This is a genomic window from Frankia sp. KB5 (assembly GCF_002099325.1).
In the GTDB taxonomy this organism is placed as follows: domain Bacteria; phylum Actinomycetota; class Actinomycetes; order Frankiales; family Frankiaceae; genus Frankia; species Frankia casuarinae.
Genome location: NZ_MRUJ01000074.1, coordinates 1 through 25,017, shown reverse-complemented (window position 1 = coordinate 25,017; position 25,017 = coordinate 1). Strand labels below are relative to the sequence as shown.

Sequence of the window (25,017 nt, the reverse complement as noted above, 5' to 3'; positions counted from 1 at the left end):
ACCCCGCATCCGATACGGTCCAGGCGTGCGGCTGGGCTCCTTCAACATCATGCACGGCCTGTCGCTCACGGATGGGACGGTCGAGCCCGCCCGCTTCGCCGCGGCCGTCTCCGCTCTCGGCGTGGACGTCCTCGGGCTCCAGGAGGTCGATCTCGACCAGCCACGATCGGGTGGGCTGGACCTCGCCGCGGAGGCGGCGGCGATGATCGGAGCCGGCGACGACGACTGGCGGTTCGTCCCCACCGTCTTCGGCACGCCCGGCGTGGGCTGGCGGCCGGCTGACGGGCAGCGCCGGGACGACGAGCCGGCGTACGGCATCGCTCTGATCAGCCGGCTGCCCGTCCGTGAGTGGCGAGTGATCGACCTCGGCCGGGCGCCGGTGCGGTCCCCGATCGCGATACCGGGGGGGCCGGGCAGGCGGGGACGTCTGATCATGCTCGACGACGAGCCGCGGGCCGCGATCGCCGCGCGGGTGGAGTCGGCCGGGGGCCCGCTGACGGTGGTCAACACCCATCTGTCGTTCGTGCCGGGCTGGAACGCCGTGCAGCTGTGCCGGCTGGCCCGCCGGCTCGCGGACGTCCCGGGGCCGCTGGTCCTGCTGGGCGATCTGAACCTGCCCGGCCGGCTACCGGCCGCGCTCACCCGCTGGCGCCGGTTGGCGGTGACGCCCACCTACCCCGCGCACTCCCCGCGGGTGCAGCTCGACCATGTGCTGGCCCGCGGGCCGGTAGGCAGGATCATCGCCGTGCAGGCCCGCCGCGTGCCCATCTCGGATCACCTGGCGCTGTCCGTCGACCTCGCCGACCCGCGGGCCTGACCCGCGGCGGGCCCGGTGCTCGGACTCGCGAGCAGGTCGGCGAGCTCCTCCTCGGACAACGTCGGGGGCCGGACAACGGCGCCGGTACGCACGTACAGGAAGGCGGCGTCGACCGCACTCAGGTCGACACCCCGCAGGCGGGCCCAGGCCAGCCGGTAGATCCCGAGCTGAAGATCGTCGGCATCGGACCGGCCGGTCTTCCAATCGACCACCTCCCATCGACCGCCGCCGAGGTCGTAGACAGCGTCGATGCGACCGCGCACGATCCGCCCGGCGAGGCGGAGCTCGAAGGGTGCCTCGATCGCGAACGGCCGCCGGGCACCGTACGCGGTACGCAGGAACGCCTGCTGCAGCGAGCGCAGATCGTCGTCGGTGAGCTCCGCGTCGGCCGCGCCGGGCAGATCCTCGGTGTCGATCAGTGCACGGTAGTCGAAAATCTCCTCGACCCAGGCGTGGAACCGGGTGCCGCGACGGGCCGCGGCCACCGGACGGCGCGGCAGCGGCCGGACCAGCTCACGGGCGAACGCCTCCGGRTCCGCGCGCAGCCGGACGATCTGGGACGCGGTGAGGCTCGCCGGCAGGGCGACATCGGTCCGCGCGAGGCGTGCCGCGCGTTCCTCGGCGAGCARCAGCCGGGCCTCCCGGTCGAGCTCGGCGAGCAGGGCGCGCTCGGCCGCCGTCATCCCGGCCGGACCGTCGACGAACGGTTCCCCGGCCGGACCGTCGACGAACGGTTCCCCGGCCGGTTCCGCCGACGCCCCCGGTACGCTCAACGCGGCCAGCCGCGCCATGACCCCCTCGGCCGCGGCGAGGCGCCGGGCGTACGGCTCCGGCTCGTAGGGGATCGGCCAGGCGAACCGTTCCGGCGTCGCCAGCGCCGGGTTGGTACGCTCCGCCGGCTCCGGCGCCCAGACGTCGACCAGCCCACCGCCGGTGYGGGCGTGCTCGGCGAGCTCGTCGAGGAACACCGAGGCACCGCGTGGGGTCTTCTGGGTGGGCCCCCACCAGTGCCCGCTCGCGAACAGCAGCGACTTCGCCCGGGTGACCGCAACGTAGGCGAGCCGGCGTTCCTCCCGCTCGGCGTACTGACGGGCATCGGCCCGGAAGGCGTCCAGGGCGGCCTTCTCGGCGCAGACCGTGAACGCCGGCAGATCGTCGGCATCGCCGCGCAGCGGGATCGGCAGCACGCCCGGCGAGGTGGTCCACTGGTCGCGCACGGTCAGGTCGGGGAACACCTTGCTGGTCAGGTTCGGGACGGCGACGACCTCCCATTCCAGGCCCTTGGAGCGATGCATCGTCATCAGGGCGATCGCGTCGGCCCCGGACGGGCCGGCGACGTCGAGACCCCGCTCGTGCTCCCGCGCCGCCCGGAGGAATCCGAGGAACGCGGGCAGGGAGTTCGTGCCGTCGGGATCGGTGAAGCCCGCGGCCACGTCCAGGAAGGCCGCGACGTTCTCCTGGCGCCGGGCCCGCACCGCCACCTCGGTCGCCGTGAGCTCCACGTCCAGCCCGATCGTCGCGACCACCCGGTGCAGCAGGTCGAGCAGGCCCTCGCCGACGTGCCCACGCAGCGCGGCGATCTCGGCGGCAAGCCGACGCACCCGGGCGCGCCCCGGCGCGGACATCTGCGGCCCGGGGTCGTCGAGGACGTCCGACAGGGCGACGACGTCGGCGGGGTCGACGTCGGCGACCGCCTCGGCAAGTGGATCGGACCGTCCCGGCAGGTCCGGATCGCCGACCGGGTCCGGGACCCGCGCCGCCTCACGCGCGTGGCGGCCGAGCGCGGCGAGATCCCGGGGGCCGAGCCGCACCCGCGGCCCCGTGAGCAGCCGGACGAGCGCGGCGTTCGCCGTCGGCGAGTCGAGCACCTCCAGCATGGCCACGATCTCGGCGACCTCCGGGACGATGAGCAGCCCGGTCAGCCCGACGACCTCGACGGGCAGCCCGGCCGCCTGCATCGCGGTAAACAGCGCGGGGATGTCGCCACGGGCCCGGACCAGCACGGCGATGTCGCCGGGAGCGGTGCCGGCGTCGACCACCCGGCGGAGTTGGCCGGCGATCCAGGCCACCTCGTCGGCCCAGCTGACGTGCAACGCGACCACCGCCTCGCCCTGGTCAGCCACGTCGGGCCGCGGGCGGAGCTCGACGACGCGGTGACGGGCCCGCAGCTGTGCGGCGACGGTGTTGGCGAGGCGGAGCAGCCGGCCGCCGCTGCGCTGGTTCACCGACAGTTCGTAGACGGCCGCGGGCGTGCCGTCGGCCCCGGGGAMGTGCGTGGGGAAGTGGTCGAGGTTCGCCACCGACGCCCCGCGCCAGCCGTAGATCGCCTGGCAGGGGTCGCCGACGGCGGTGACCGGATGCCCGCCGCCGAACAGGCCGGTGAGCATCCGCCGCTGGGCCACCGAGGTGTCCTGGTACTCGTCGAGCAGGACGACAGCGGCCCGCGCCCGCTCGGCCCGGCCGACCTCCGGCATGGTCTCGGCGAGCCTCGCGGCACAGGTGACCTGGTCACCAAAGTCCAGGACGTCGCGTTCCCGCCGGGCCGCCCGGTACTCCGCCACCAGGGCGGCCAGCTCCCGGCGCCCCCGGGCGGCGGCCGCGCACCGGCGTAGCTCCCGGCGGACGCCCCGGGTGCCCCGCCGCTGCTCGGCGCGCCGCAGCGCCGCGTCGATCTCGGCGAGCAGCGCGCCGTCGAACGCGACGAGGTCCGCCGGATCGACCAGGTGCTCGCTCATCTCGGCGTCCAGCGCGACGAGCTCGCCGACGAGCGCGCCCAGCGAACGTGTCAGCGCCTCCACCTTCCCGCCGTGGGAGCGGGCGACCCGGGCGGCGAGCTGGTAACGGGCCGCGCCGGAAATCAGCTGGAGGTCCGGCTCCAGCCCCAGCCGCAGGGCGTTGTCGACGACCAGCCGCCCGGCGAAGGCATGGTAGGTGGCGACGGTCGGCTCCCCGTCCACCTCGCCGTCCGCGGCCGGTCCACCCGGGCCCGCCCCGGCCGACGCCTTGCGCAACGCCAGCCGCACCCGACCGGACAGCTCCGCCGCCGCCTTCGTCGTAAAGGTCAGTCCGAGCACCTGGTCGGGCCGCACCTGCCCGGTGGCGACGAGCCAGACCACCCGCGCGGCCATCACCGAGGTCTTGCCGGATCCCGCGCCCGCGATGATGACCCCCGGTTCGAGCGGAGCGGTGGCCGCGGCGATCTGCTCGTCGGTATACGGGACCTCCAGCAGGTCGCGCAGGTCGTCCGGGTCGAGCCGGGGACCGGCGACGCCGCCCGCCGGGTCACCGTCGACGTCGCCGTCGAAACCGGGCAGGAACGGCTGGCGGGGAATCGTCACGTGGACACCCGCGCCCGGCTGCTCCACCCGCGGGTTCACTCGACCACCTGACGTCCCTCGGGCCGCGCGGGGCAGCTCGTCTGGAAGGTGCACAGCGTGCAGTGGTCGCCGGGCGTCGGCCGGAACGCCTCGGCGTCGATGGTGCGCACCGCCGCGTCGAGCACCTCGTCCATCCAGGTCACGCCGTCGGGAGGCAGCGCGCTCTGGGCCTGGACCTCCGGCGGGCCAGGCCGCTCCCCCGGCAGCCGCGGACCGGCCGCCGCAGCGCCGGCATCCCGCCGGAGCTGCACGAGCTCCGCCCCGCCGGGCACCGCCCGGGGCTGATCCGCCCCGGGCTGATCCGGCGCCGCGGCCGCGAGCACATCGTCGAGCGCGCCGGCCCGCACGGCGAGCTGATAGCTGCCCAACTGGGGGTGGGTGGCGAGCTCGGCGGGAGCGACCGCGGTCCGACCGGTCTTGAAGTCTATGACGTGGACCCGGCCGGCCTCGTCCAGTTCGAGCCGGTCGATGAATCCGCGCAGCTGGACGTCCCGCCCGGCGACCCGTAGGTCGCAGGAGAATCTGACCTCCGCGTCGATCACGCGCCGACCGCGCTCGGCGGCGTGCCAGTCCAGGAAGCGGGCGAGCGCCTCGCGGGCGGCCGCGCGCTCCTGATCGGAGCGCCAGCGGGCGTCGAAGTCCAACTGCCGCCACACCGTGTCCAGCCGGGCGTCGAGCGCGGCGAGGTCGGCCGGGGTCCGCCCGGTCGTGACCTCGTCCGCCAGGGCGTGCACCACCTTGCCGAATCCCTGCGCGGTCGAGGCCGGGGTGACCGCGTACGCCTCGTGCTCTAGGAACCACCGCAGGGAACAGGCGCCGATGCTCGACAGCGACGAGCCGGACAGCCGGATCGGCCCGGCCACCGGGACGACAGGAACATCCGACGTGGTGGGGTCGAGCAGCCCCCACCAGGTGTCCGGGTGCGCGGCCGGCACCAGGGGCCGGCCCGCCTGGTCCCGTGCGGCGGCGAGCGCGGCGAGGCGGGCCTGCGCGGCGGAGCGCATCACCGGGCTTGAGCCCGGTTCCGTCGCCAGCCGGCGCAGGGTCGCGACCAGGCCGACCAGGGTGAGCGGCCGGGCTGGGCGACCGGGCACGTGCTCCACCGCTACCCCCAGTTCCTCAAGGAAGCGGCTCGGCAGGCTGCCGTCGTCCTCGGGGCTGTTCACCGCGGTGACGACCAGCCGGCGCCGCGCCCTGGTCAGGGCGACGTAGAACAGCCGACGTTCATCGGCGAGCAGGTCCTGGCGGGTCAGCGGCGGGCGCAACCCGCCCCGGGACGGCGCGTCGAGCTGCTCCGCGCCGAGCAGCGAATGCCGCTCCCGCAGGTCGGGCCAGGTGCCATCCTGCACTCCGCAGACGACGACGACCTCCCATTCGAGCCCCTTGGCGCGATGGGCGGTCAGCAGCCGCACCCCGCGGCGGCGCACGGACTCCCCGGCCGGCTCGAGGACGTCCCCGGCGATCTGCTGGCGGGTGAGCTCCGCGACCAGGGACGCGACGCCACCGCCCGGCCCACGCCGCTGGCCCAGCCGGGTGACGGCATCGAAGAGCGCCACGACGGCGTCGAGGTCACGGTCGGCCGCGCGCCCGGCTGCGCCCCCGGCCGCCGAGACATGTCGCAGCCGCGCCGGCCACTCGCTCGCCGACCACAGCGCCCACAGAGCGTCCTGCGGGGCGCCCGAGGAGTCCCGCAACGCCTGACCGGCCGTCCGCAGCAGACCGCCGACCCGCCGGACCGGACCGGCCAGGTCGTCGGGGATCGTCGCCAGCCAGTGGTCGGGCTCGGCGACCGCCGCCCGCAACAGCTCCGCCGACGGCGCCGGATGCTCGGACCCCGCGTCGCGCTCGAAGGTGCGCAGAGCCCGGCCCAGCGCCCGCAGCCCGGCCGGCTCCGCTCCACCGAGCGGCGAGGTGAGCAGGGTGCGCGCCGCGTCGACGGTGAGCGCCCCGGCCGGATCCTCCGCGCAGCGCAGCGCCAGCAGGAGCAGGGCGGCGGYCGGCTCCTGGGCGACCGGCAGGTCGTCACCGTCGGCGCTGACCGGAACGCCGGCGGCGGCCAGCACGCGGCGCAACCGGCCGATCCGCTCGGCCGTGCGGACCAGGACCGCCATCGCGTCCCAGGCGACGCCGTTCTCCAGATGTTCGCGACGGAGCAGGTCGGCCACCGACTCGGCCTCCGCGCCGGTGCCCGGAAACGTGCGGGCCTGCACCTGGCCCGCCCCGGCGTCGGCGCGCCCGACGAGGTCGCGGTGTGCCCGGATCGCGGCCACCGGAAGCCCGGCGGCCGGGATCCGCCGGGCCACGTGCCGGCTCGCCGCCAGCGGGGCCGGGGCCATCCGCCGACAGCGCCGCAGCGCGACGATCGGCGCCGGCTCGCCGTCGAGGCGGGGGAACCGGGCCGGGAAGCCCAGCAGGCCGGCGACCTCGGCCCCCCGGAAGGCATAGATCGACTGGTCCGGGTCGCCCAGCACGACGAGGTTGCCACCACCACCGGCCACCGCCCCCAGCAGGCGTTCCTGAGCCGGATCGGTGTCCTGGTACTCGTCGACGAAGACGTGCCGGTAGCGCCCACGCAGCCAGGCGCCCCCCTCGGCACTCTCGGCGACGACCACGGCCCGGTGGACGAGATCGGTGTAGTCGACCGCCCCCTCGAATCCGAACACGTCGAGGTACATCTCGTAGAACTCGGCGAGGGCGGCCCAGTCCGGGCGGCCGGTACGCCGAGCGAGCTGCGCCAGCGCGACCGGTTCGAGCCCGACCTCGCGGGCGCGGGCCAGCAGCGCCCGCACCTCCTCGGTGAAACCGCGGGTGCGCAGGCAACCCACAAGCGGCTCGGGCCAGACCGGCCGGCCGTCCTCGCGGGAACCCTCGATGAGATCGCGCAGCCGACTGTCCTGCTCCGGGCCGGACAGCAGCCGGAGCCCGCCCGGCGGGGCCGGCCGCTCGTGCGCGCGCAGCAGCGCCAGGCACCAGGCGTGGAACGTCCACGCCCCGGGACCTCCGCCGGCCCCCCCCTCGGCACCGAGCCGTGCGGTGATCCGCTCCCGCAGCTCTCCGGCGGCTCGCCGGCTGAAGGTGAGGACCAGGATCGACCGCGGATCCGCCCCGGCTTCGATCCGCGCGGCGACCGCCTCGACGAGCGTGGCCGTCTTCCCGGTGCCGGGCCCGGCGAGCACCAGCAGCGGCCCGCCGCCGTGCTCGACCACCGCGCGCTGCGCCGCATCCAGGACGAGCGGACGCGGCGGCGCGACCGGGGCTGCGATCAGCCGGTAGCCGGGACGCGGGGCGGGGGCAGGAAGGACGACCACGGGCAAAGCACATCACGTGGGTCCGACAACCCAGCCAACCCCGCCGACTCCGCGGCGGGTCGGCGTCCGTAGCGCGGCGGCATCCGTAGCGCGGCGGCGATGGGACCGCGGTGTGGCGACGACCGGGACACTCGGGGGACCTCTCACGCGTGCGCGTCAGGACGTGGCAGTGTCCTTAGTCATGACCGAGTGCAGCGACAAGGTCGCGCTCCTGACCGGGGCGGGATCCGGTATCGGCGCCGCCTGCGCCCGCCGACTGGCGAGGGCGGGCGCCCGGGTCGTCGCCACCGACCTCGACACGCACACTGTCAAGGAGGTGGTGGCGACGATCGAGGACGCTGGCGGGGAGGCGCTCGCCCTGGAGGCGGACGTCACCGATCCCGATTCGCTCGAACGCGCCGTCCAGGTCACCGTCGGCACCTTCGGACGGCTGGACCTGGCGGTGAACAACGCGGGAGTGAGCGCGGGGCGCGAGCCGGTGGAGACCACCCCGGCGCAGGACTGGCAGCGGGTGCTGGACGTCAACCTCTCCGGCGTCTTCTACAGCATGCGGGCCGAGATCACGGCGATGCTGCGCGGCGACGGAGGCTCGATCGTCAACATGGCCTCGGTGCTCGGGGTGGTCGGGTTCGCCGGGTCGGCGCCCTACGTCGCCGCGAAGCACGGGGTCATCGGGCTGACCAAGACGGCCGCCCTGGACTACGCCACCCGCGGCATCCGAGTGAACGCGGTGGCGCCGGGCTTCGTGGACACCCCGCTGCTGCATGTCGACGGCCGGCCGCGGCGCGGAGCCGCGCTGTTCTCGCCGATCAACCGACTGGGCACGGTCGATGAGGTGGCCGAGGTCGTCGTCTTCCTGCTGTCCGACCGGGCCTCCCTGGTCACGGGCAGCGTCTATCTGGCCGACGGCGGCATGGCCGCCCGCTGACCGGGCCCGCGGCGGTCAGGCCGGAGAACCGTCCCACCGGGCCGCGGCGAGATCGACCTGGTCGCCTCCGGGGCGCAGCGGCGTCCGGTCGGCGACGAGCCGGCGCAGGGCCTCGACCGGTGCGGCCGGGTTCGGTTCCCCGGTCGCCCGGATCACCCGGTGCCAGGGCACCTCGTCGCCGAATCGGGACAGCACGGCTCCAACCGTGCGCCCCGACCCGGCGCCGACGTACTCGGCCACGTCGCCGTAGGTCATCACCTTGCCCGGCGGGATGCGCGACACCGCCTCCAGCACCTCAAGGGCGTGCGGACCCGGCGCGCCGCCGAGCGAGATCCGGGTACCGAGCCCGGCGGAGACGCTCGCCGGCGGCGCATCACGCCGGGCCCGCGGCCTGGGGCTCATCCAGGCTCCGTGGCTCATCCAGGCTCCGTGGGACTCGTCCAGGCTCCGGGGGACTCGTCCAGGCGCGGCTCATCCGGCGCTCAGTAGACCGGCAGCGACTTGTCGACCTGGATCGCCCACGCGGTCACGCCACCCTGGACGTGCACGGCCGAGGAGAAGCCGGCGCCCTTCAGCGTGGCGAGCGCGTCGGCCGAGCGCACCCCGGACTTGCAGTAGACGACCACCCGACGGTCCTGCGGCAGTTCGGAGAGATGCGCGGGCAGGTCCCCCTTGGGGATCAGGCGCGCGCCCGGGATCCGGACGATCTCCCACTCGGCCGGCTCACGGACGTCGACGAGCTCGATCGGCTCGCCGGCATCCAGCCAGCTCTTGAGCTCGCCCGCGGTGATCGTCGAGCCGGCGGCGGCCAACTGCGCCTCCTCCGAGACCGCCCCGCAGAACGCCTCGTAGTCGATCAGCTCGGTGATCGTCGGGTTCTTCCCGCACAACGGGCACTCCGGGTCCTTGCGGACCTTGATCGACCGATAGGTCATCTCCAGGGCGTCATACACCATCAGCCGACCGACCAGCGGATCACCGACCCCGGTCAGCACCTTGATGGCCTCGGTGGTCTGGATGGAGGCGATGGAGGCGCACARCACACCCAGCACCCCGCCCTCGGCGCAGGAGGGGACCATGCCGGGAGGCGGCGGCTCCGGGTAGAGGCAGCGGTAGCACGGTCCGTGCTCGGCCCAGAAGACGCTGGCCTGACCGTCGAAGCGGTAGATCGAACCCCAGACGTAGGGCTTGCCGAGCAGCACCGCGGCGTCGTTGACCAGGTAACGGGTGGCGAAGTTGTCCGTGCCGTCGACGATGAGGTCGTACCCGCTGAAGATCTCCATGACGTTGGAGGCGTCCAGCCGGGTCTCGTGCAGGACGACGTTCACGTACGGGTTGATGTTGCGAACCGAGTCGCGGGCCGACTCCGCCTTCGAGCGGCCGACGTCGGACTGGCCGTGGATGATCTGACGCTGCAGGTTCGACTCGTCAACGGTGTCGAACTCGACGATGCCTAGCGTCCCGACGCCGGCGGCGGCCAGGTACATCAGCGTCGGCGAGCCGAGGCCACCGGCACCGACCGCCAGCACCCTGGCGTTCTTCAGCCGCTTCTGGCCGTCCATRGCGACATCCGGAATGATCAGATGCCGAGAGTACCGGCGGATCTCGTCGACGGTCAGCCCCTCGGCGGGGTCGACCAGGGGCGGAAGGGACACGCTTGCTCCTCGCGTTCGGTGTCGTCCTTCGACGATGCCACAGCGCGACGCGGCGTCGCCGGATTTGGGCCATCCGCCGGGAGGTCCCTCATCACGGGTACACGTCGGGCATCGCGACGGCCGGCCCTCTGGTGCAGCGCACGGCGCCCCCGGAGTGTTCCCGCGGCTGCCACGGGTAGACCTCTTCCGACCCACCGCACATACAGTGAGGAGTGAGTGCAGTGTCCTTCACTGACAAGGTCAGGAACAAGATGCGGGAGCTCCGCGGGCGGACCAAGGAACAGGCCGGCAAGGCCACCGAGAACCGGGACCTGCAGGCGGAGGGCCGGGGAGAACGCGGCGTCGCCGACCTCAAGAACGCCGGGGAGAAGGCGAAGGAGGCCTTCCGTCACTGACCGCCCTCTGTCGTTGACCGCCCTCTGTCGTTGACCGCCTTCCGTCACTGACCGCCCGGTATCCACCGGCCCCCGCCACCACCTGCCCCCGGCTCCCGCGCCGGGACCGCTCCTCAGGCGGATCGCCGCGTCGGGGGCGTCTTCGAGGTCGGCGTCTTCGGGGCCGTCTTCGGGGCCGTCCTCGAGGAGGTGGCCTTGGCCGCGGAGGTCTTGGCCGCGGAGGTCTTGGCGGGCGGCGTCTTCGTGGCGGCGTTCGTCTTCGCGGTGCTCTTCGTCGAGGACGGCGTCTTCCGGGCGGTCGACCGCGTACCCGGGGCCGACGAGGCACCCTTGACCGAGGAGGTACGGCCGCCCCGCCGTCCATCGGACGCCTTGTCGTCGGACGCCTTGTCGTCGGACGCCTTGTCGTCGGTGACCCCGGCCGCCGCGGGTCCCGCGTCACCATCTGCCACAGCCGCACCACCTGCCACAGCCGCTTCGCCGGGCCGTCCAGCGCGGGCGGCGGCTATGCTCGCGCGCAGCGCCGCCATGAGGTCGCCGACCGCCTCGCTGGCCGGCCCGCCCGGCGAGGCCACAACCTCGCGGCCGGCGACCTTCGCATCGACCACGGCCTGCAGGGCCTCACGGTAGTTGTCGGTGTACCTGGTGGGGTCGAAGTCGGCTGCCAGGGTGTGGATGAGCGAGGCAGCCACCGACAGCTCCTGCGGGCGTACCGCGACGTCCTCCTCAAGGAACGGAAAGTCCGGTTGCCGCACCTCGTCCGGCCAGACCATGGTCTCCAGGACGAAGACGCCGCCGCGCACCCGGAGCGTCGCGAGCTGCTCGCGTTGCCGCAGGGCTATCTTCACCAACGCGACACGGCCCGATGCGGCCAGCGCGTCGCGAAGGAGAACGTAGGGTTTGGCGCCGGTGCGGTCGGGCTCGACGTAGTAGCTCTTCGCGAAGTAGATCGGGTCGACCTGCTCCAACGGGACGAACTCCAGCACGTCGATCGCCCGGGAGGTGGACAGCGGGAGATTCGCGAAGTCCTCGTCGGTGAGTACGACGGTCTCCCCATCCGGCAGCTCGTAGCCCTTGGCAATGTCGGCGTAGTTGACCTCGTCCCCGTCGGCCTCCGCCACTCTCCGGTATCGGATACGGGACCCATCCGACCGTCTAACCTGGTGAAACGCGACATCCCGWTCCTGGGTCGCCGAGTAGAGCCTCACCGGGATGGACACCAGGCCGAAGGAGATCACGCCCTTCCAGGTCGCACGCATGTTCGCCCCTCACGTCACGTACCCCTATGGTGTCCCACCGGAAGCCCACGAGTAAGCCAGACAGGCGAAAAGCTTGAACCTATCAACAGGTGAAGATCTCCAGGACGCCAGCCGCCCTGGAGACACACCGGAGAACGCCGACGACCGGCGGGGGATATATGTGCAGGAGGGCGGAACGTACCCAGGACGGGAAGCCTGGTGCGAGCGGGACACGGAGCCGGGAACGACGCGGGAGCGGGGAGTGGGATGAGTGACGGACGCCACCGCCACGTCCGTGACGAGGCCGGCCCGGCCGATGGCGCGTGAGGGCCACCCGTTCCGGGCACATCGCGATCCGGACCCCGGACAGGTTCGGATCGTCCATTTCCGGCGCCCGCCCCAGCGGGTCGCCATAACGATGAGCGCAGGAGGACGTCCCCATGGGAGCACCCACCGACCTTCCGGCATCCGATCTTCCGATCGAGGCGCCCGACGCCGACGCCGTCGAGCAGGCCCGGGAGATACGTCCGGCCGGCCCGGCGCCGCGCTGGCTACCTTCGGCGCCACCCGTCGAGGCCGACGAGTACGACGTCGTCGAGCAGAGCATCGTGGTCGAGACCGACGAGGACGACGACTACCGCTGACCCGACTACCAGCGACCCGACCACCAACGACCCGACCACCAACGACCCGGCGCCACCCCGCGCGAGCGACGAGCAGGCCGGCTGGTTTCGTTTCGACGAACGCCGGCCGGTCGGGCCCCGCGGGTACTGTTGACCGCATCAACCAGGAGGTGCGCCATCAGCCAGGAGGTGCGCCGGTGACCGCCGAGCCAGCCCCGCCCGACGCACGACCGGGCAGGGCTCCCCGGCTCCCCCGCACCGCGCGCCGCTTCCAGCTTCTGGGAGCCGCCCGCGAGGTCTTCGTCGCCCAGGGCTACCACGCAGCGGCGATGGACGAGATCGCCGAGCGGGCCGGCGTCAGCAAACCGGTGCTGTACCAGCACTTCCCCGGCAAGCTCGAGCTCTATCTCGCGCTGCTCGACGAGCACGCCACCCAGCTGGTGACGAGCGTCCAGGACGCGCTCGCCTCCACCTCGGACAACCACGCGCGCATCGCCCGGTCCATCCGAGCGTACTTCGACTTCGTCAACGACCCCTCTGGGGCACACCAGCTCGTGCTGGAGTCGGACCTGCGCAACGAGCCCGCGGTCCGCCAGCGCATCGAGACCGCCTTCGCCCAGTGCGTGCGGGCCATCGCCGCGACGATCGTCGCCGACACCGGGCTGCCCCAGGACGAGGCCGACCTGCTCGCGGTCGGGCTGGTTGGGCTGGCCGAGACGGCGTCGCGCTGGTGGCTGGTCCGCGGTGCCACCGTGGAAAAGGAACGGGCCATCGAGTCGATGGTGGAGCTGGCCTGGCGCGGCATCGGCGGCTACCCCCGCCAGGAGCACCGGGATGCCGCGCGCACGAACACGGAGCCGCACGAGGAGGTCCCCCCCGCCGGCTGACGTCGTCCGGCATATCGGGTGTAACGGGCGCGTCGGGCAAGCGTTTGCCGGGTGAGCGGATGTGCCCGGAGCGAACACACCGCCCCTGCCGCGGTGGAGAAGTCCCGGAAGCCATAGTGTGGGCGGTGATCCAAGATCGGCGGCGCTCGTCCGCCGACGGTAGGTCCGACGAAGGCGGAGGTCATCGGGTGGAGGTCAAGATCGGCGTCCGGCAGGTCAGTCGGGAGCTGGTGCTGGAGAGCAGCCAGTCCCCGGAGGCTGTCGCCGCGCTGGTGAATGAGGCGGTCAAGGCCGACAACGGGGTGCTGACCCTCGTCGACGACAAGGGCCGGCAGGTGATAATGCCGATCGCGTCGCTGGCCTATGTGGAGATCGCCGCGACCACGACTCGACGGGTGGGCTTCGGCGCCGTCTAGGTCCCGGCCGACCACCGGCAGCGGTCCRCCGGCCGGCCCGCCGGGGAGCCGACCGGCGTCGCCGCGCCGGTCGGCGGGCCCGGATCAGGCGGACAGGCCCAGTGCCGCCATCCGCCGGCCATGCGCCGCCATGATGCGGTTGAAGATCGCCGCCAGCGCCTCCAGGTCGCCAACCCCGACCAACAGCCCGGTGAGCGCGTCGCGATCGACCCCGACCCGCTGGGCCTGCGTGAGCGCCTCACCGACGAGCCGACGGGCCCACRGCGCCAGCCGCCCGGCCACCGTCGGGTTGGCGCTGATCGCCGCGCGCACCCGCTCGACCGCGAAGGCTGCGTGCCCGGTGTCGTCGAGCACCTTCAGAACCAGTTCGCGTGACGGTGACGGAAGCCGCGCCGCGATCTCGCGATAGAAGTCCGCCGCGATGTTGTCCCCCACGTAGGCCWTCACGAGGCTCTCCAGCCAGTCGGCCGGGGCGGTCGAGTTGTGGAAGGCGGTCAGTGGCGCRATGAACGGGGCCATCGCGAGCTCCCGGTCGACGCCGAGCCGGTCCAGCTCGTCGCTGATGGCCTGGAAATGGGCGAACTCGGCGGCGGCCATCTTCGCCAGGGCGATCTTGTCGGCAACGGTCGGTGACATCCGCGCGTCGGTGGCCATGCGCTCGAAGGCGGTCAGCTCGCCGTAGGCGAGCAGGCCCAGCAGATCCACGGTCGCCTGATCCACGGTCGCCTGGTCCACGGTCGCCTGGTCCACGGTCGGTGCGGGTCCGGCATCCGGGGACGGGGGCACCCGATTGTCAGAGTCACCTACCTGACCGGGGGCGGTGATGGCGATGGGTGTCGCCGGGCCGGTCGGGGTCCGTGTCGTCTGTGCCACAGGCGCGATTCTGACACCCGCCGCAGTCGCTGTCGGCAAACACTCCTGCCAAGGAGCCCCCACCCGGGGTTACACCGGCTATGCTGGGGGCAGCCAGGGGTCGTTATGTCACCTCGGCCGCCGTGTAGCAGGCGTCGCCTCGTCACCTGTGCACCCAGAGTTGCCATCGAGGGCACCGGGGCACATGGATTTTCGGGTCGCGGGCGCCGCGCGGCTCACCGCGAGCGGGTTCAGCGTAGACACCGCTCAGAGAAGACCAGGAGCGTCCCGCTGTCCGTCACAGCTGAAGTACCCACAGATGATCTGACTCCCTACGAGCCACAAACCACCCCCTCCACCCCCGGGTCCCCGGCGGCACCGACCTTCGCGGAGCTCGGCGTGCGCGCCGAGACCGTCTCGGCGCTGACCGAAGCGGGCATCGTGCACGCTTTCCCCATCCAGGAGTTGACGCTTCCACTCGCCCTGGCCCGCAACGACATCATCGGGCAGGCCCGCACCGGCACCGGCAAGACCCTCGCGTTCGGCGTCCCGGTGGTGCAGACGGTGCTGGCGGCCAAGGAGGGTGCCGACGGCCGTCCGCAGGCCCTCGTCGTGGTGCCCACCCGTGAGCTGTGCGTCCAGGTGACCGCGGACGTCACCCGCGCCGGCGCCCGCCGTGGCCTGCGGGTGCTGTCCGTCTACGGCGGGCGTGCCTACGAGCCGCAGCTGTCCGCGCTGCGCGCCGGGGTCGACATCGTCGTCGGCACGCCCGGCCGCCTGCTGGATCTCGCCCGCCAGCACGTGCTCGACCTGGCCGGCGTCGGCACCCTGGTGCTCGACGAGGCCGACGAGATGCTCGACCTCGGCTTCCTGCCGGACGTCGAGCGCATCATGTCGCAGCTGCCGACCGAGCGGCAGACGATGCTGTTCTCCGCGACCATGCCCGGCCCGGTCATCTCCCTGGCCCGGCGGTTCATGAAACGGCCCGTGCACGTCCGCGCGGAACAGCCGGATGAGGGGCGCACGGTCCCGACCACCCGTCAGCACGTCTTCCGCGCCCACGCGCTGGACAAGATGGAGGTGCTGGCCCGGGTCCTGCAGGCCGGCGGCCGGGGGCTCGCCATGGTGTTCGTGCGGACCAGGCGCACCGCGGACAAGGTCGCCGAGGACCTCGCCAAGCGCGGCTTCGCGGCCGCGGCGGTGCACGGCGACCTGGGCCAGGGCCAGCGCGAGCAGGCGCTGCGCGCCTTCCGCTCCGGCAAGGTCGACGTCCTGGTCGCCACCGACGTGGCCGCCCGGGGCATCGACATCAACGGTGTCACCCACGTGGTCAACTACCAGTGCCCCGAAGACGAGAACGTCTATCTGCACCGCATCGGCCGCACCGGTCGGGCGGGCGAGAGCGGGGTGGCCATCACCTTCGTCGACTGGGACGACCTGCCGCGGTGGACGCTCGTCAACAAGGCGCTCGCCCTGCCGTTCGATGGCCCGGTGGAAACCTATTCCACCTCCCCCCACCTGTACGAGGCGCTCGGCATCCCGGCGGGCGCGAAGGGCACCCTGCCGCACGCGGCGCGGACCCGCGCCGGGCTCGCGGCCGAGGACATCGAGGATCTCGGGCAGTCCGGTCGCGGCGGGCGCCGCGGCTCGCGGACCGGGCGTGACCAGGACCGTTCCGAGCCGGCGGCGGTGCCGACCCGGACTCGGGCCCGTCGGCGCACCCGCGGCGGTGGTGCGGCGGCCGCGGGTGCGGGGCTGGCCATCGCCGCGGACCCGGCGGACCCGGCGGACCCGGTCGACGAGGACGGCCGGAAGGCCGGCGCACCCGTGGTGGACGGTGCCGGGCAGACCGGGCTGGTCGAGTTCACCGGGACCGCCCCGCTCACCGACACGGACACCGACACGGACACCGACACCGCCCGCGTCGTCTCCGCCCTGGCCTCGGAGACGGGCGTCGAGGCCGAGGAGTTGCCGCGCCGCCGGCGCCGGCGGCGCGGCAACCGTGGCCGCGGCACGGGCACGATGCGGGAGGCCGGCGACGGCACCGAGGCCGACGCCGACGCCGGCGCGCCACCCCGAGCCGAGTCGGCCTGACACCCCGGCCCCCGGCCCCGCATACCCGCGGGGGTCGCCGGTCCGCGGGGGTCGTCAGCCCGCGGGCCGAAAATGCAGGCCCAGCCGGACCCAGCTCAGCCGCCGGCACGAGGGACAGCGCACCAAGGAGGGATGCCGGAGTCGGACCAGCGGTAGATGGACGCTCGGCGTCAGGACGCGCAGCGCGTGCCAGGCGCCGAGGGAGCTGGTCTGCCCGCATCGGGAGCAGTTGACGGTCAGGCTGGTGTTCGGCGGTGTCACGGGGCGGACGCCGCTGTACAACGCACGCTTTCCATGCGCGTCGCGACCCACCGTTGATCTCGCGCGAACCGGAGTGACCAGGGGAGACCGGGCGCCACGMGGACGCAGCCGGTCGAACCCGGCCGTCGCCCGGTCCTGCGCCTGCCTCCCGCCCGGCACCCGGCCGGGTGTCCGCCCGAGCTCGTTCACCGTCGGCTCACACCCGCACCTCTCCGGTGCAGGTCGGTTCGCCGACCTGCACCGGAGGGCGGGAATGGTYCCGCATGCCCGCGGGTTGGCCGTCCCCCTCCCGAGGGCGTTGCCGCCGACCGGGCGAGGTGGCCCCCRGGCCGTCAACGGTTTCGGCGGCCTGTCCAACCGCGGTTCCGGCAGGGTCAGCGATGCCGGCGATGCCAGCGATGTCAGCGATGCCGGCAGCCGTGCCCACCCCCGCAACCCCGGCGATGGCACGGGCATGCGACCGGTAGGCCTCGGCCCCCTTGGAGCGCCGCGCGGTCGTCAGGATGGACCGCCCCGTTCCCGGCGCCTCGGCGAAGCGCACCGAACGGGCTACCGGCGGCGCCAGCACCGCGATGTCGTACCGGGCGGAGACGTCGGCGAGCACCGCCCGGCAGTGCGCCGTGCGACCGTCGAACAGGGTCGGCAGCACGCCGCGGACCCGCAGGCCGGGATTGGTCAGCCGCTGCACGTCGTGCACCGTGTCCAACAGCTGGCCGACGCCGCGGTGGGACAACGTCTCGCACTGCAGCGGCACGATGACCTCGTCCGCCGCCGTCAACCCGTTGATGGTGAGCACGCCCAGGGAGGGCGGGCAGTCGATGAGGATGAAGTCGTACTCGTCGACGATCTCGGCGAGGGCAAGCCGCAGCRCGTGCTCCCGCCCGGTGCGTGACAGCAGTACCGCCTCGCAACCCGCCAGCTCGATGGTCGCGGGCAGCAGATCGGTGCCGTCCGGTGTCCTGGTGATGATGATGCCGGCGGACAACCGTCCCAACAGGACGTCGTGCACCGACAGTTCGAGGGCATCCGGATCCAGCCCGAGCGAAAAGGTCAGACATGCCTGTGGGTCGAGATCGACCAGCAGGACCCGACGGTCCAGCTCGCACAGCGCGGCACCGAGACTCGACACGGAGGTCGTCTTGGCAACGCCGCCCTTCTGATTCGCAACAGCGAGTACTCGGGCCACACCGATCAGTGTGGGGGCGTGACCGATCCGTCACAACACTTGACGGGCGAAAATCTCGACGCGCCCCCGAGGCCACTCCGCAATCACCCTAAGTCGGACACCGACCAGCCATCCGCAACCCCGGTGGATCCGGGGGTACCACTCGTCTCATCCGGTGTGCGCCGCCGGGCGCGGGTCAGTTCGAGGCGGGGGCGGCGGTCTGCACCACCTCGAACGACCACAGCGTGGCCGCGGTGGCCGCGGGGGCACCCTGCCCCCCCGCCGGGGCCCCGTGGCCCGCCGGAGCGCCCTGACCGGCCGCGGTCTGCTCCGCGGCCTGCCGGTGGCCCTCACCGAACGCCTGCGAGGACTGCCACTTCTGGAAGTCCTCCTCGCTACGCCAACGGGTGTAGACGAGGTAGGTGTCCGTGCCCTCGATCGGGCGCAGYAGCTCGAACCATTCAAACCCGTCGGCCTGCTCCACCATCCCGGCGCGGCCGGCGAACCGCTTCTCCAGGGTGTCTCGCAGCTCTGCGGGCACGGTCAACACGTTGATCTTGACAACGCTCATGTCTTCAACCGTAGTGCGCGGGATCCATCACCGCACCGCTAGAGTCCCCCGACGTGCCAGGTCTTCCCCGTGTCGCCGTCCTCGGTCTCGATGCCGCCGGAGCCGCCGCGACAATCACACTCGCCGACGGTGGGCTGACCGTCACCGCATTCTCCGAGGGCCCCGCGCCGCCGCCGTCCCTCGCCGAACTCGCCACGCACAATCTGACTGATCGTGTCGTCGCCGTGACTCCCGCTACGTTGCGCCTGGTCGGAGCCGCCGCGCTCGGTCCGCCTTTTGAGGTGTATGGCGCTCCCCACCCGGATGGCGAAGCCCACCCGCTCGGCGTTTTCGAGGCCGTGGTGCTCACCGGCCCGGCGGCGCGGCTAGGTCCGGCCGGGACGGGCTCGGCCCGTTTCGGCGAGGTCTTCGATCTCGAGGTTCCCTGGCTGTTCCATGTCGCGGGTCCCGCGCGGCTCGCGGCCGCCCAGGCCCGGTGGATCGGGGAATACCTGCGCGGGCGGTACGCGCCGCCGTCGCCCGATGAGATGGCCGCTCGCCCGCGACTGGCCGGCCGATCGCTGCGCGGCGGGACACACGGTCAACTGACAGCGCTGGACCGGGAGCTGCACGCGGGGCATACCCGGGCGGCCGAAGCCGGCTACCCGATGCCCCAGCCGCCTGGGACAGGCCTCAACCCGGGGTAGCCGGGGTGAGACGGGCAAGCCGCCGCGCCGCGGCCTCCAGGGTCGTGAGCTTCTTGGGGAAGYCGAACCGGATGATGTGGCGGCCGTCCGCCGGGTCCGCGAAGAACGACGAGCCGGGAACGGTGGCGACCCCGATCCCGGTGACCAGCCGGCGAGCGAAGGCCACGTCGTCACCGGCCGGGTCGAGCGCGCGGGTGTCGCACATCACGTAGTACGCCCCGTCCGGTTCCCGGAAGGTGAAGCCGGTCCGGGCGAGGGCCGCGCAGAGCAGGTCCCGCCGTTCCCGGTACTGCCGGGCGAGATCGACGTAGTACGTCTGCGGCAGGTTCATCGCCGCCACCCCGCCGGCCTGCAACGGTGCCGCCGCCCCGACGGTGAGGAAGTCGTGCACCTTGCGGATCGCCGAGGTGTAGGCGGCGGGCGCGATCGTCCAGCCGACCCGCCAGCCGGTCACCGCGTAGGTCTTGGACAGCGCATTGATGGTAACGGTGCGGTCCTCCAACCCGGGAACGGTGGCCGGCGGGATGTGGCCGCCCGGGCCCAGGTAATGGATGTGCTCGTAGATCTCGTCGGTGAACACGAGCGCGTCGTGGCGCTGGCAGAGCTCGGCGACGAGGTCCAGCTCGGCGCGGCGCAGCACCTTGCCGGTCGGGTTGTGCGGGGTGTTCAACACGATGGCGMGGGTGCGGTCGGAGAACGCCGCACGCAGCTCCGCCTCGTCGATCGTCCAGTCCGGGGCATGCAGGCGGACGAGCTTCGGCCGGGCGCCGGAGAGGATCGCGTCCGGGCCGTAGTTCTCGTAGAACGGCTCGAACATGATCACTTCGTCGCCGGGGTCGACCAGCGCAAGCATCGCCGCGATCATCGCCTCGGTGGAGCCGCAGGTCACACAGATCTCGGTGTCGGGGTCGACCGACCAGCCCGGGTAGGTTCCGGCCACCTTCGCGGCAACGGCGGCGCGGAACTCCGCGGCTCCCCACGTGATGGCGTACTGGTTCACGTCCGCGTCGATGGCGGCCTTGGCCGCCTCCTTGAGCTGCGGCGGGCAGGCGAAGTCGGGGAAGCCCTGCGCGAGGTTCACGGCGTCGTGCGCGAGAGCGAGCCGGGTCATCTCCCGGATCACCGATTCGGTGAAGGTCGCGGCCTTCGCGGAGACCCGCGGCCGGGCGGGCGTGGCGGTCTGGTCGGGCACCGTCTCATGATGACGCCTCTCCCGGCCCGGTGTCCGGCRCCCCGGTGTCCGGGCCGACCCGCCGGTCGCCGGCGCCCTGGTACGCCGATGCCTCAGTCCTCGTCGCCCTCGTCGCCGAGGGCGTCCCAGGGCTGGCGTTCGGGGCCGGCCGCCTGCCCCTCGGGGCAGTGGCTGCGGAAATCGCACCACGAGCACAGGGGGCCGGGGCTCGGCGGAAACGCCCGTTGCGGATCCTCACCCGCCCGCAGGGCCTCCGTCGCGCGCACGGCGTCCGCCGCGACCGACTCCGCCCGCCGCACGTGCCGGGCGATGCTCGCCTCGGTGTGCTCGGCGGCCGCGACCCGCCCACTGGRCACGTGGTGCAGCTCGACCCGCCGGCATGGTTGGCGCAGCATCCGCCCGGCGGCCAGGGCGTAGAGCGCGAGCGCCGGGGACGATCGCGCATCGTCGTCGGTGACCGGCCGGCGTCCGGTCTTGTAGTCGACGACGACCAGCTCCCCGTCCCGGTCGTCGAGACGGTCCACCCGTCCGGAGAAGGCCAGCGCCTCGGTACGGGCCGCGACCGAGCGCTCGACCCCGCGCGGCTCGGCCGCCGGATCGAGGTGCGCGACATAGTCATGCGCCATCCGCGCGCCGCGCTCGCGCCACCGGTACGACTGCTCACCGTCCCGGAAACCCTCGTCGACCCACAGCAACCGCAACAGCGCCGCGGCCCGCCGTGGGACCCGTTGCTCGATCGGCCCCTCCCACCAGCGTCGCAGCGCGTTGTGCACGCTGACGCCGAAGGAGGTGTGCGCCCAGGGCGGCCCCTTGGGCGGCCGCGGCCGGTCCAGATACGTCATCCGGTACCGGCGGGGGCAGTCCTCGAAGGCCGCCAGCCGCGACGGCGTGCAGGAAAAAAGCCGACGGGGCAGGCCGGTGAGCTCCAGTTGCGCCATCACTCACTCTATAGTCTCTACCGGCCTCGCCTCGGTTACCGGACGCCCGCTCGGGCGGCGCCGCCCGAGTCAAGGCGAGGGGTTAATCAAGGCGAGGGATTAGTCGGGGTGGGGGTTACCCAAGAACCAGGGTGGAGGGTACCCAAGAGATCAGGCTCCTGGACGAATCGGCGCGCGGCTGGCATGCTCTTGCCATGCAGTGCAGTCGACTCACGTGCCGCCGACTCGCATGTCACGGCACGTCGCTACGGCTGTTTTATGGGGACCGGGCACGGTCCCCGCTCCGCCGCTGATCTCACGCGGCACAAGCGCCAGACCCAGGCCCGGTCCGCCTCCGGGTTGTCTCGGCCTGGGGTGCGCCGGGCCTCCGACCGAAAGGCCCACTTGTGGAGAACGTCGTCGACGCCCCCAGCACCGCGCCGGCCATCGCCTCGATCGACGAGGGACGACAGCTCATCGATGACATCGATGCTCAGCTGCGTGATCTCGTCGCGACCCGGCGGGATCTGTCCCAGCAGATCCAGGCGCTGCGCTCGGCCGAGGGCGGGCCTCGCATCCAGCACGCCCGGGAGAACGAAATCATCGCGATCTGGGCGGACAAGCTGGGGCCTCGTGGGGTCGAGATCGCGATGGCGGTGCTGACGCTCTGCCGCGGTACCGTGCGGTAGGCACCCGGGTATCCGCCGGTGCGGCGCGCGGCCGCCGTTCGCACCAGCCCGCCGCACCGGCCCGATCATCACGGCGGACGTAACGAACGCTCGCCCCCCCGCCGCCGTCGGCGTTCCCGGTCGCGGTCCTTCGCCCGGTCACCGTCCGGCCCCTCCAGCTCCGCGAGCAACCCCCGCAGCTCCGAACGCAGAAAGTCCCGGGTGGCGAGCTCGCCGATCGTGATGCGCATCGCGGCCAGTTCGCGGGCGAGGTATTCGGTGTCCTCGCGGTTACGGATGGTCTGCTCGCGGTCCTGGGCGAGGTTCGCGCGGTCCCGGTCATCCTGGCGGTTCTGCGCCAGCAGGATGAGCGGTGCCGCGTACGCGGCCTGCAGCGACAGGACCAACGTCAGAAAGATGAACGGGAAATTGTCGAACCGGACGGACTGCGGGGCGATGATGTTGTAAGCGACCCACAGCACAATCACGACGCTCTGCGCAACGAGGTACCGGGCCGTGCCGATGAAACGCGCCGCCCGCTCCGCGATCCGCCCGAAGGCGTCCGGCTCGTAGGCGGAGCGCAGGGCGGACCGCCGGGACAGCCGCGGCTGATCGAGGCGGGCGCCTCGCGGCCGGCGGCGTCCCAGACGTCCCAGACGTCCCAGGCCTCCCAGACGTCCCAGACGTCTCATGAGGCGGCCGGGGAGCTGCCCGCCTCACCGCGGGAGCCTGGTTCCACGTCGCCCGCGGCGGGCGGAGTCAGTGCCCCGGGGGTCGCCCGCGCATCCACGTCCGCGTCGAGCTGTCGCTCCCGCCAGTTCGCGGGAAGCAGGTGGTCGAGCACGTCGTCGACGGTGACGACGCCGACGAGCCGGCCGGCGCGGTCGAGAACCGGTGCCGCCACCAGGTTGTAGGACGCCAGATGACGGGTGACCTCGGCCAGCGGGGTCTCCGGCCGCAGCGAGGCGATGTCGACGTCGATCACGCCACCGACCAGGGTCGCCGGCGGCTCACGCAGCAGCCGCTGGAAGTGGGCGAGACCGAGGTAGCGGCCGGTGGGCGTCTCGTAGGGCGGACGCACCACGTAGACCTGCGCGGCGAGCGCCGGGGAAAGCTCGGGTTCGCGGATGCGGGCCAGCGCCTCGGCGACCGTCGCGTTCGGGGCGAGCACGACCGGCTCGCTGGTCATCATGCCGCCGGCCGTGTCGTCGGCGTAGAGCAGCAGACGGCGCACGCCGGCGGCCTCGTCGGGCTCCATCAGCCGCAGGAGACGCTCCGCGTCGTCGGCGGGCAGCTCGCCCAGCAGGTCCGCCGCGTCGTCGGGGCCCATCGCCTCCAGCACGTCGGCGGCCCGCTCGTCGGCGAGTCCCCCGAGCAGCTCGACCTGCTCGTCCTCCGGCAGCTCCTCGAGGACGTCGGCAAGCCGCTCGTCGTCAAGGGCGGCGGCGACCTCCGCGCGCCGTTTCTCGGACAGGTCATGCAGCAGCGACGCGAGGTCGGCGGGCCGCAGCTTCTCGAACGCAGCGAGCAGGTTCGCGGCCCCCTGCCCCTCCTCGGGCAGCGAGAAGCCGGTGACCTCGTCCCAGGCAACCGTCTTCACCTCGCCGCGCCGGCCCCGGCCGACCCGCACCGCCACCTGGTCGAGCACCCAGTCGCCGCCGCGGACCAGTTCGATCGCGGCGTCGACGACGGTCACCTCGACACCGGACGAGATGAGCGTCACCCGCCGGTCGAGCAGCTCGCCGAGCACCCGGGTCTCGTTCGGGCGCTGTTGGAAACGCCGCCAGCTCAGCCGGGCCGAGGACAGCACCACCGCGCCTGACTCCACCCCGGTGACCCGGCTCATCGGCACGAAGATCGGTCGGCGTTGGACCTCGACGGCCAGGCCCAGGACGCGGGGCGGCTCATGCCCGAGTCGCAGCGTCGCGATCACATCGCGCACCCTGCCGACCTGGTCGCCGTTCGGGTCCAGGACGAGCAGGCCCGCCAGCCGGCGGCAGTAGACGCGGGACGGGGCCGGGCGGGAGACCATGCCCATCACCGGGCGATGCCTGCGAAGTGCAACACACCGGCCCACGACGGCGCTGCAGACCTGTTCACGGCCGGAGGTTACCCGGCCCGGGACATCCCACAACCCGGAGAGGTCGGCCGGATCAACACCGTCGCGCGGGCCGCCGGCAAACCGCCCGGCGTTCCGGGGCCGGGGATCGGCCTACCGGCACTGCCTACAGGTACTGCCTCGACGGATTGACCATGGCGCGGACGGTCTTGCCGTCATGGAACTCCCCGATCGCCGTCATCGACCAGGTGGGAGCCCCGCGGTCGCGCTGCACCCGGCACATCACCAGTCCGGTGGACGGCTTGGAGTCGGACAGGTCGAACCGGACAAGCTCCTGCCCGGTGAGATCGTCATACAACCGGCAGTAGGCGTTACGCACCTCGACGAAGGTCTGTCCCTGGAAACTGTTGACCGTGAAGATCAGGGTGACGACGTTCCCCGGCAGGGCACCGAGATCGACCAAGATTGTCTCGTCGTCCCCTTCGCCATGGCCGGTCAGGTTGTCCCCGGAGTGGCGCACGGCTCCCCGGGCGCCTTTCTTGGACATGAACCAGACCTTGTCGACGTCCTTGCCGCGCTCGTCGAACAGGATGCAGGACGCGTCGAGGTCGATCGACTTCCCGTGCTGGGCCGGATCCCACCCAAGGCCCATCCGGACCCGGGTGAGCGGCGGCGCGCCGGTCTTCACCAGCGAGACGCTCTGCCCCTTGGCTAGCGATACCCGCCCCTTGTCCAGGTTCACCCGGCCACCCTGCTGACCGGGCGCTCCCGGCGCGGGAGGCGGCGGACCCCACTGCTGACCACCCGGCTGCGACCCCCACTGCGGGCCCCCCGCCGGGGTCGGCGCGGGCGGCGGACCCCACTGCGGCTGAGCGGGCGGGGGCGGCGGCGGACCCCACTGCTGACCG

Annotated in this window: 22 protein-coding genes; 9 read left to right on the top strand and 13 right to left on the bottom strand. The window is 72.9% G+C overall.

The window, feature by feature from the left end; translation table 11 throughout:
* The first annotated feature begins 25 nt into the window (after positions 1-25).
* Entirely contained in the window at positions 26-817 is a 792-nt protein-coding gene (locus tag KBI5_RS08405; RefSeq protein ID WP_085014899.1) for an endonuclease/exonuclease/phosphatase family protein, read from the top strand.
* Here KBI5_RS08405 and KBI5_RS08400 read toward each other — a convergent pair.
* The gene (locus KBI5_RS08400; RefSeq protein WP_085014898.1) at positions 775-4,194 is read right to left on the bottom strand and encodes an ATP-dependent DNA helicase; all 3,420 of its coding nucleotides are present in this window, start codon (positions 4,192-4,194) and stop codon (positions 775-777) included. The genes KBI5_RS08405 and KBI5_RS08400 overlap by 43 nt on opposite strands.
* The gene (locus KBI5_RS08395) at positions 4,191-7,502 is read right to left on the bottom strand and encodes an ATP-dependent DNA helicase (RefSeq protein ID WP_085014897.1); all 3,312 of its coding nucleotides are present in this window, start codon (positions 7,500-7,502) and stop codon (positions 4,191-4,193) included. Before KBI5_RS08395 ends, KBI5_RS08400 begins: the two co-directional genes overlap by 4 nt.
* Positions 7,503-7,683: 181 nt before the next feature.
* On the opposite strand from KBI5_RS08395, the gene KBI5_RS08390 reads away from it, so the two are divergent.
* On the top strand, positions 7,684-8,430 hold the full coding sequence (locus KBI5_RS08390) for an SDR family oxidoreductase (protein ID WP_085014896.1): 747 nt from the start codon (positions 7,684-7,686) through the stop codon (positions 8,428-8,430).
* Between the two features lie 15 nt (positions 8,431-8,445).
* Here the strand turns inward: KBI5_RS08390 and KBI5_RS08385 are convergent, their stop codons facing one another.
* Positions 8,446-8,832 (bottom strand): MGMT family protein, encoded by a 387-nt coding sequence (locus KBI5_RS08385; protein WP_085014895.1) that lies wholly within the window; start codon positions 8,830-8,832, stop codon positions 8,446-8,448.
* Between the two features lie 80 nt (positions 8,833-8,912).
* On the bottom strand, positions 8,913-10,085 hold the full coding sequence (gene moeZ, locus KBI5_RS08380) for an adenylyltransferase/sulfurtransferase MoeZ (RefSeq protein ID WP_085014894.1): 1,173 nt from the start codon (positions 10,083-10,085) through the stop codon (positions 8,913-8,915).
* Between the two features lie 221 nt (positions 10,086-10,306).
* Between moeZ and KBI5_RS08375 the strand changes: the two genes are divergently transcribed.
* Complete coding sequence (locus KBI5_RS08375) at positions 10,307-10,480, top strand: CsbD family protein (RefSeq protein ID WP_085014893.1); 174 nt, start codon at positions 10,307-10,309, stop codon at positions 10,478-10,480.
* Positions 10,481-10,593: 113 nt separating this feature from the next.
* Here the strand turns inward: KBI5_RS08375 and KBI5_RS08370 are convergent, their stop codons facing one another.
* The gene (locus KBI5_RS08370) at positions 10,594-11,739 is read right to left on the bottom strand and encodes a Ku protein (protein ID WP_085014892.1); all 1,146 of its coding nucleotides are present in this window, start codon (positions 11,737-11,739) and stop codon (positions 10,594-10,596) included.
* Between the two features lie 419 nt (positions 11,740-12,158).
* On the opposite strand from KBI5_RS08370, the gene KBI5_RS08365 reads away from it, so the two are divergent.
* The 3 genes from KBI5_RS08365 to KBI5_RS08355 all read left to right on the top strand — a co-directional run bounded on the left by KBI5_RS08365 (position 12,159) and on the right by KBI5_RS08355 (position 13,644).
* A complete protein-coding gene (locus tag KBI5_RS08365; RefSeq protein WP_023841356.1) occupies positions 12,159-12,362 on the top strand; it encodes a hypothetical protein in 204 nt (67 codons plus the stop codon).
* A gap of 176 nt (positions 12,363-12,538) precedes the next feature.
* The gene (locus tag KBI5_RS08360) at positions 12,539-13,228 is read left to right on the top strand and encodes a TetR/AcrR family transcriptional regulator (RefSeq protein ID WP_023841355.1); all 690 of its coding nucleotides are present in this window, start codon (positions 12,539-12,541) and stop codon (positions 13,226-13,228) included.
* Between the two features lie 188 nt (positions 13,229-13,416).
* A complete protein-coding gene (locus KBI5_RS08355) occupies positions 13,417-13,644 on the top strand; it encodes a DUF3107 domain-containing protein (RefSeq protein WP_011438181.1) in 228 nt (75 codons plus the stop codon).
* A gap of 84 nt (positions 13,645-13,728) precedes the next feature.
* Here the strand turns inward: KBI5_RS08355 and KBI5_RS08350 are convergent, their stop codons facing one another.
* On the bottom strand, positions 13,729-14,394 hold the full coding sequence (locus KBI5_RS08350) for a ferritin-like fold-containing protein (protein ID WP_116289872.1): 666 nt from the start codon (positions 14,392-14,394) through the stop codon (positions 13,729-13,731).
* A 228-nt stretch (positions 14,395-14,622) separates the two neighbouring features.
* Between KBI5_RS08350 and KBI5_RS08345 the strand changes: the two genes are divergently transcribed.
* Positions 14,623-16,590 (top strand): DEAD/DEAH box helicase, encoded by a 1,968-nt coding sequence (locus KBI5_RS08345; RefSeq protein WP_241882749.1) that lies wholly within the window; start codon positions 14,623-14,625, stop codon positions 16,588-16,590.
* 457 nt (positions 16,591-17,047) lie between these two features.
* On the opposite strand, the gene KBI5_RS08335 is transcribed toward KBI5_RS08345, so the two are convergent.
* Positions 17,048-18,037, bottom strand: a complete 990-nt coding sequence (locus tag KBI5_RS08335) for a ParA family protein (protein ID WP_085014889.1) — start codon at positions 18,035-18,037, stop codon at positions 17,048-17,050.
* Positions 18,038-18,212: 175 nt separating this feature from the next.
* Positions 18,213-18,587 carry an antibiotic biosynthesis monooxygenase gene (locus KBI5_RS08330; protein ID WP_011438185.1) on the bottom strand — a complete coding sequence of 125 codons (375 nt, stop codon included), beginning with the start codon at positions 18,585-18,587 and terminating at the stop codon, positions 18,213-18,215.
* 53 nt (positions 18,588-18,640) lie between these two features.
* Between KBI5_RS08330 and KBI5_RS08325 the strand changes: the two genes are divergently transcribed.
* Complete coding sequence (locus tag KBI5_RS08325) at positions 18,641-19,273, top strand: hypothetical protein (RefSeq protein ID WP_085014888.1); 633 nt, start codon at positions 18,641-18,643, stop codon at positions 19,271-19,273.
* Here KBI5_RS08325 and KBI5_RS08320 read toward each other — a convergent pair.
* The gene (locus tag KBI5_RS08320) at positions 19,260-20,465 is read right to left on the bottom strand and encodes an aminotransferase class I/II-fold pyridoxal phosphate-dependent enzyme (RefSeq protein ID WP_085014887.1); all 1,206 of its coding nucleotides are present in this window, start codon (positions 20,463-20,465) and stop codon (positions 19,260-19,262) included. The two genes, KBI5_RS08325 and KBI5_RS08320, sit on opposite strands and share 14 nt — an antisense overlap.
* Positions 20,466-20,557: 92 nt before the next feature.
* Positions 20,558-21,403, bottom strand: a complete 846-nt coding sequence (locus KBI5_RS08315; RefSeq protein ID WP_085014886.1) for a PD-(D/E)XK nuclease family protein — start codon at positions 21,401-21,403, stop codon at positions 20,558-20,560.
* Between the two features lie 386 nt (positions 21,404-21,789).
* On the opposite strand from KBI5_RS08315, the gene KBI5_RS08310 reads away from it, so the two are divergent.
* Positions 21,790-22,071: a chorismate mutase gene (locus KBI5_RS08310; RefSeq protein WP_011438189.1), complete on the top strand. Its 282-nt coding sequence runs from the start codon at positions 21,790-21,792 to the stop codon at positions 22,069-22,071.
* Positions 22,072-22,139: 68 nt separating this feature from the next.
* Here KBI5_RS08310 and KBI5_RS08305 read toward each other — a convergent pair whose 3' ends face one another.
* The 3 genes from KBI5_RS08305 to KBI5_RS08295 all read right to left on the bottom strand — a co-directional run.
* Entirely contained in the window at positions 22,140-22,742 is a 603-nt protein-coding gene (locus KBI5_RS08305) for a DUF1003 domain-containing protein (protein ID WP_085014885.1), read from the bottom strand.
* Positions 22,739-24,082, bottom strand: a complete 1,344-nt coding sequence (locus KBI5_RS08300; RefSeq protein ID WP_011438191.1) for a CBS domain-containing protein — start codon at positions 24,080-24,082, stop codon at positions 22,739-22,741. Before KBI5_RS08300 ends, KBI5_RS08305 begins: the two co-directional genes overlap by 4 nt.
* 193 nt (positions 24,083-24,275) lie before the next feature.
* A partial coding sequence (locus KBI5_RS08295) for a TerD family protein (RefSeq protein ID WP_133056976.1) occupies positions 24,276-25,017 on the bottom strand: 742 nt, incomplete at its 5' end.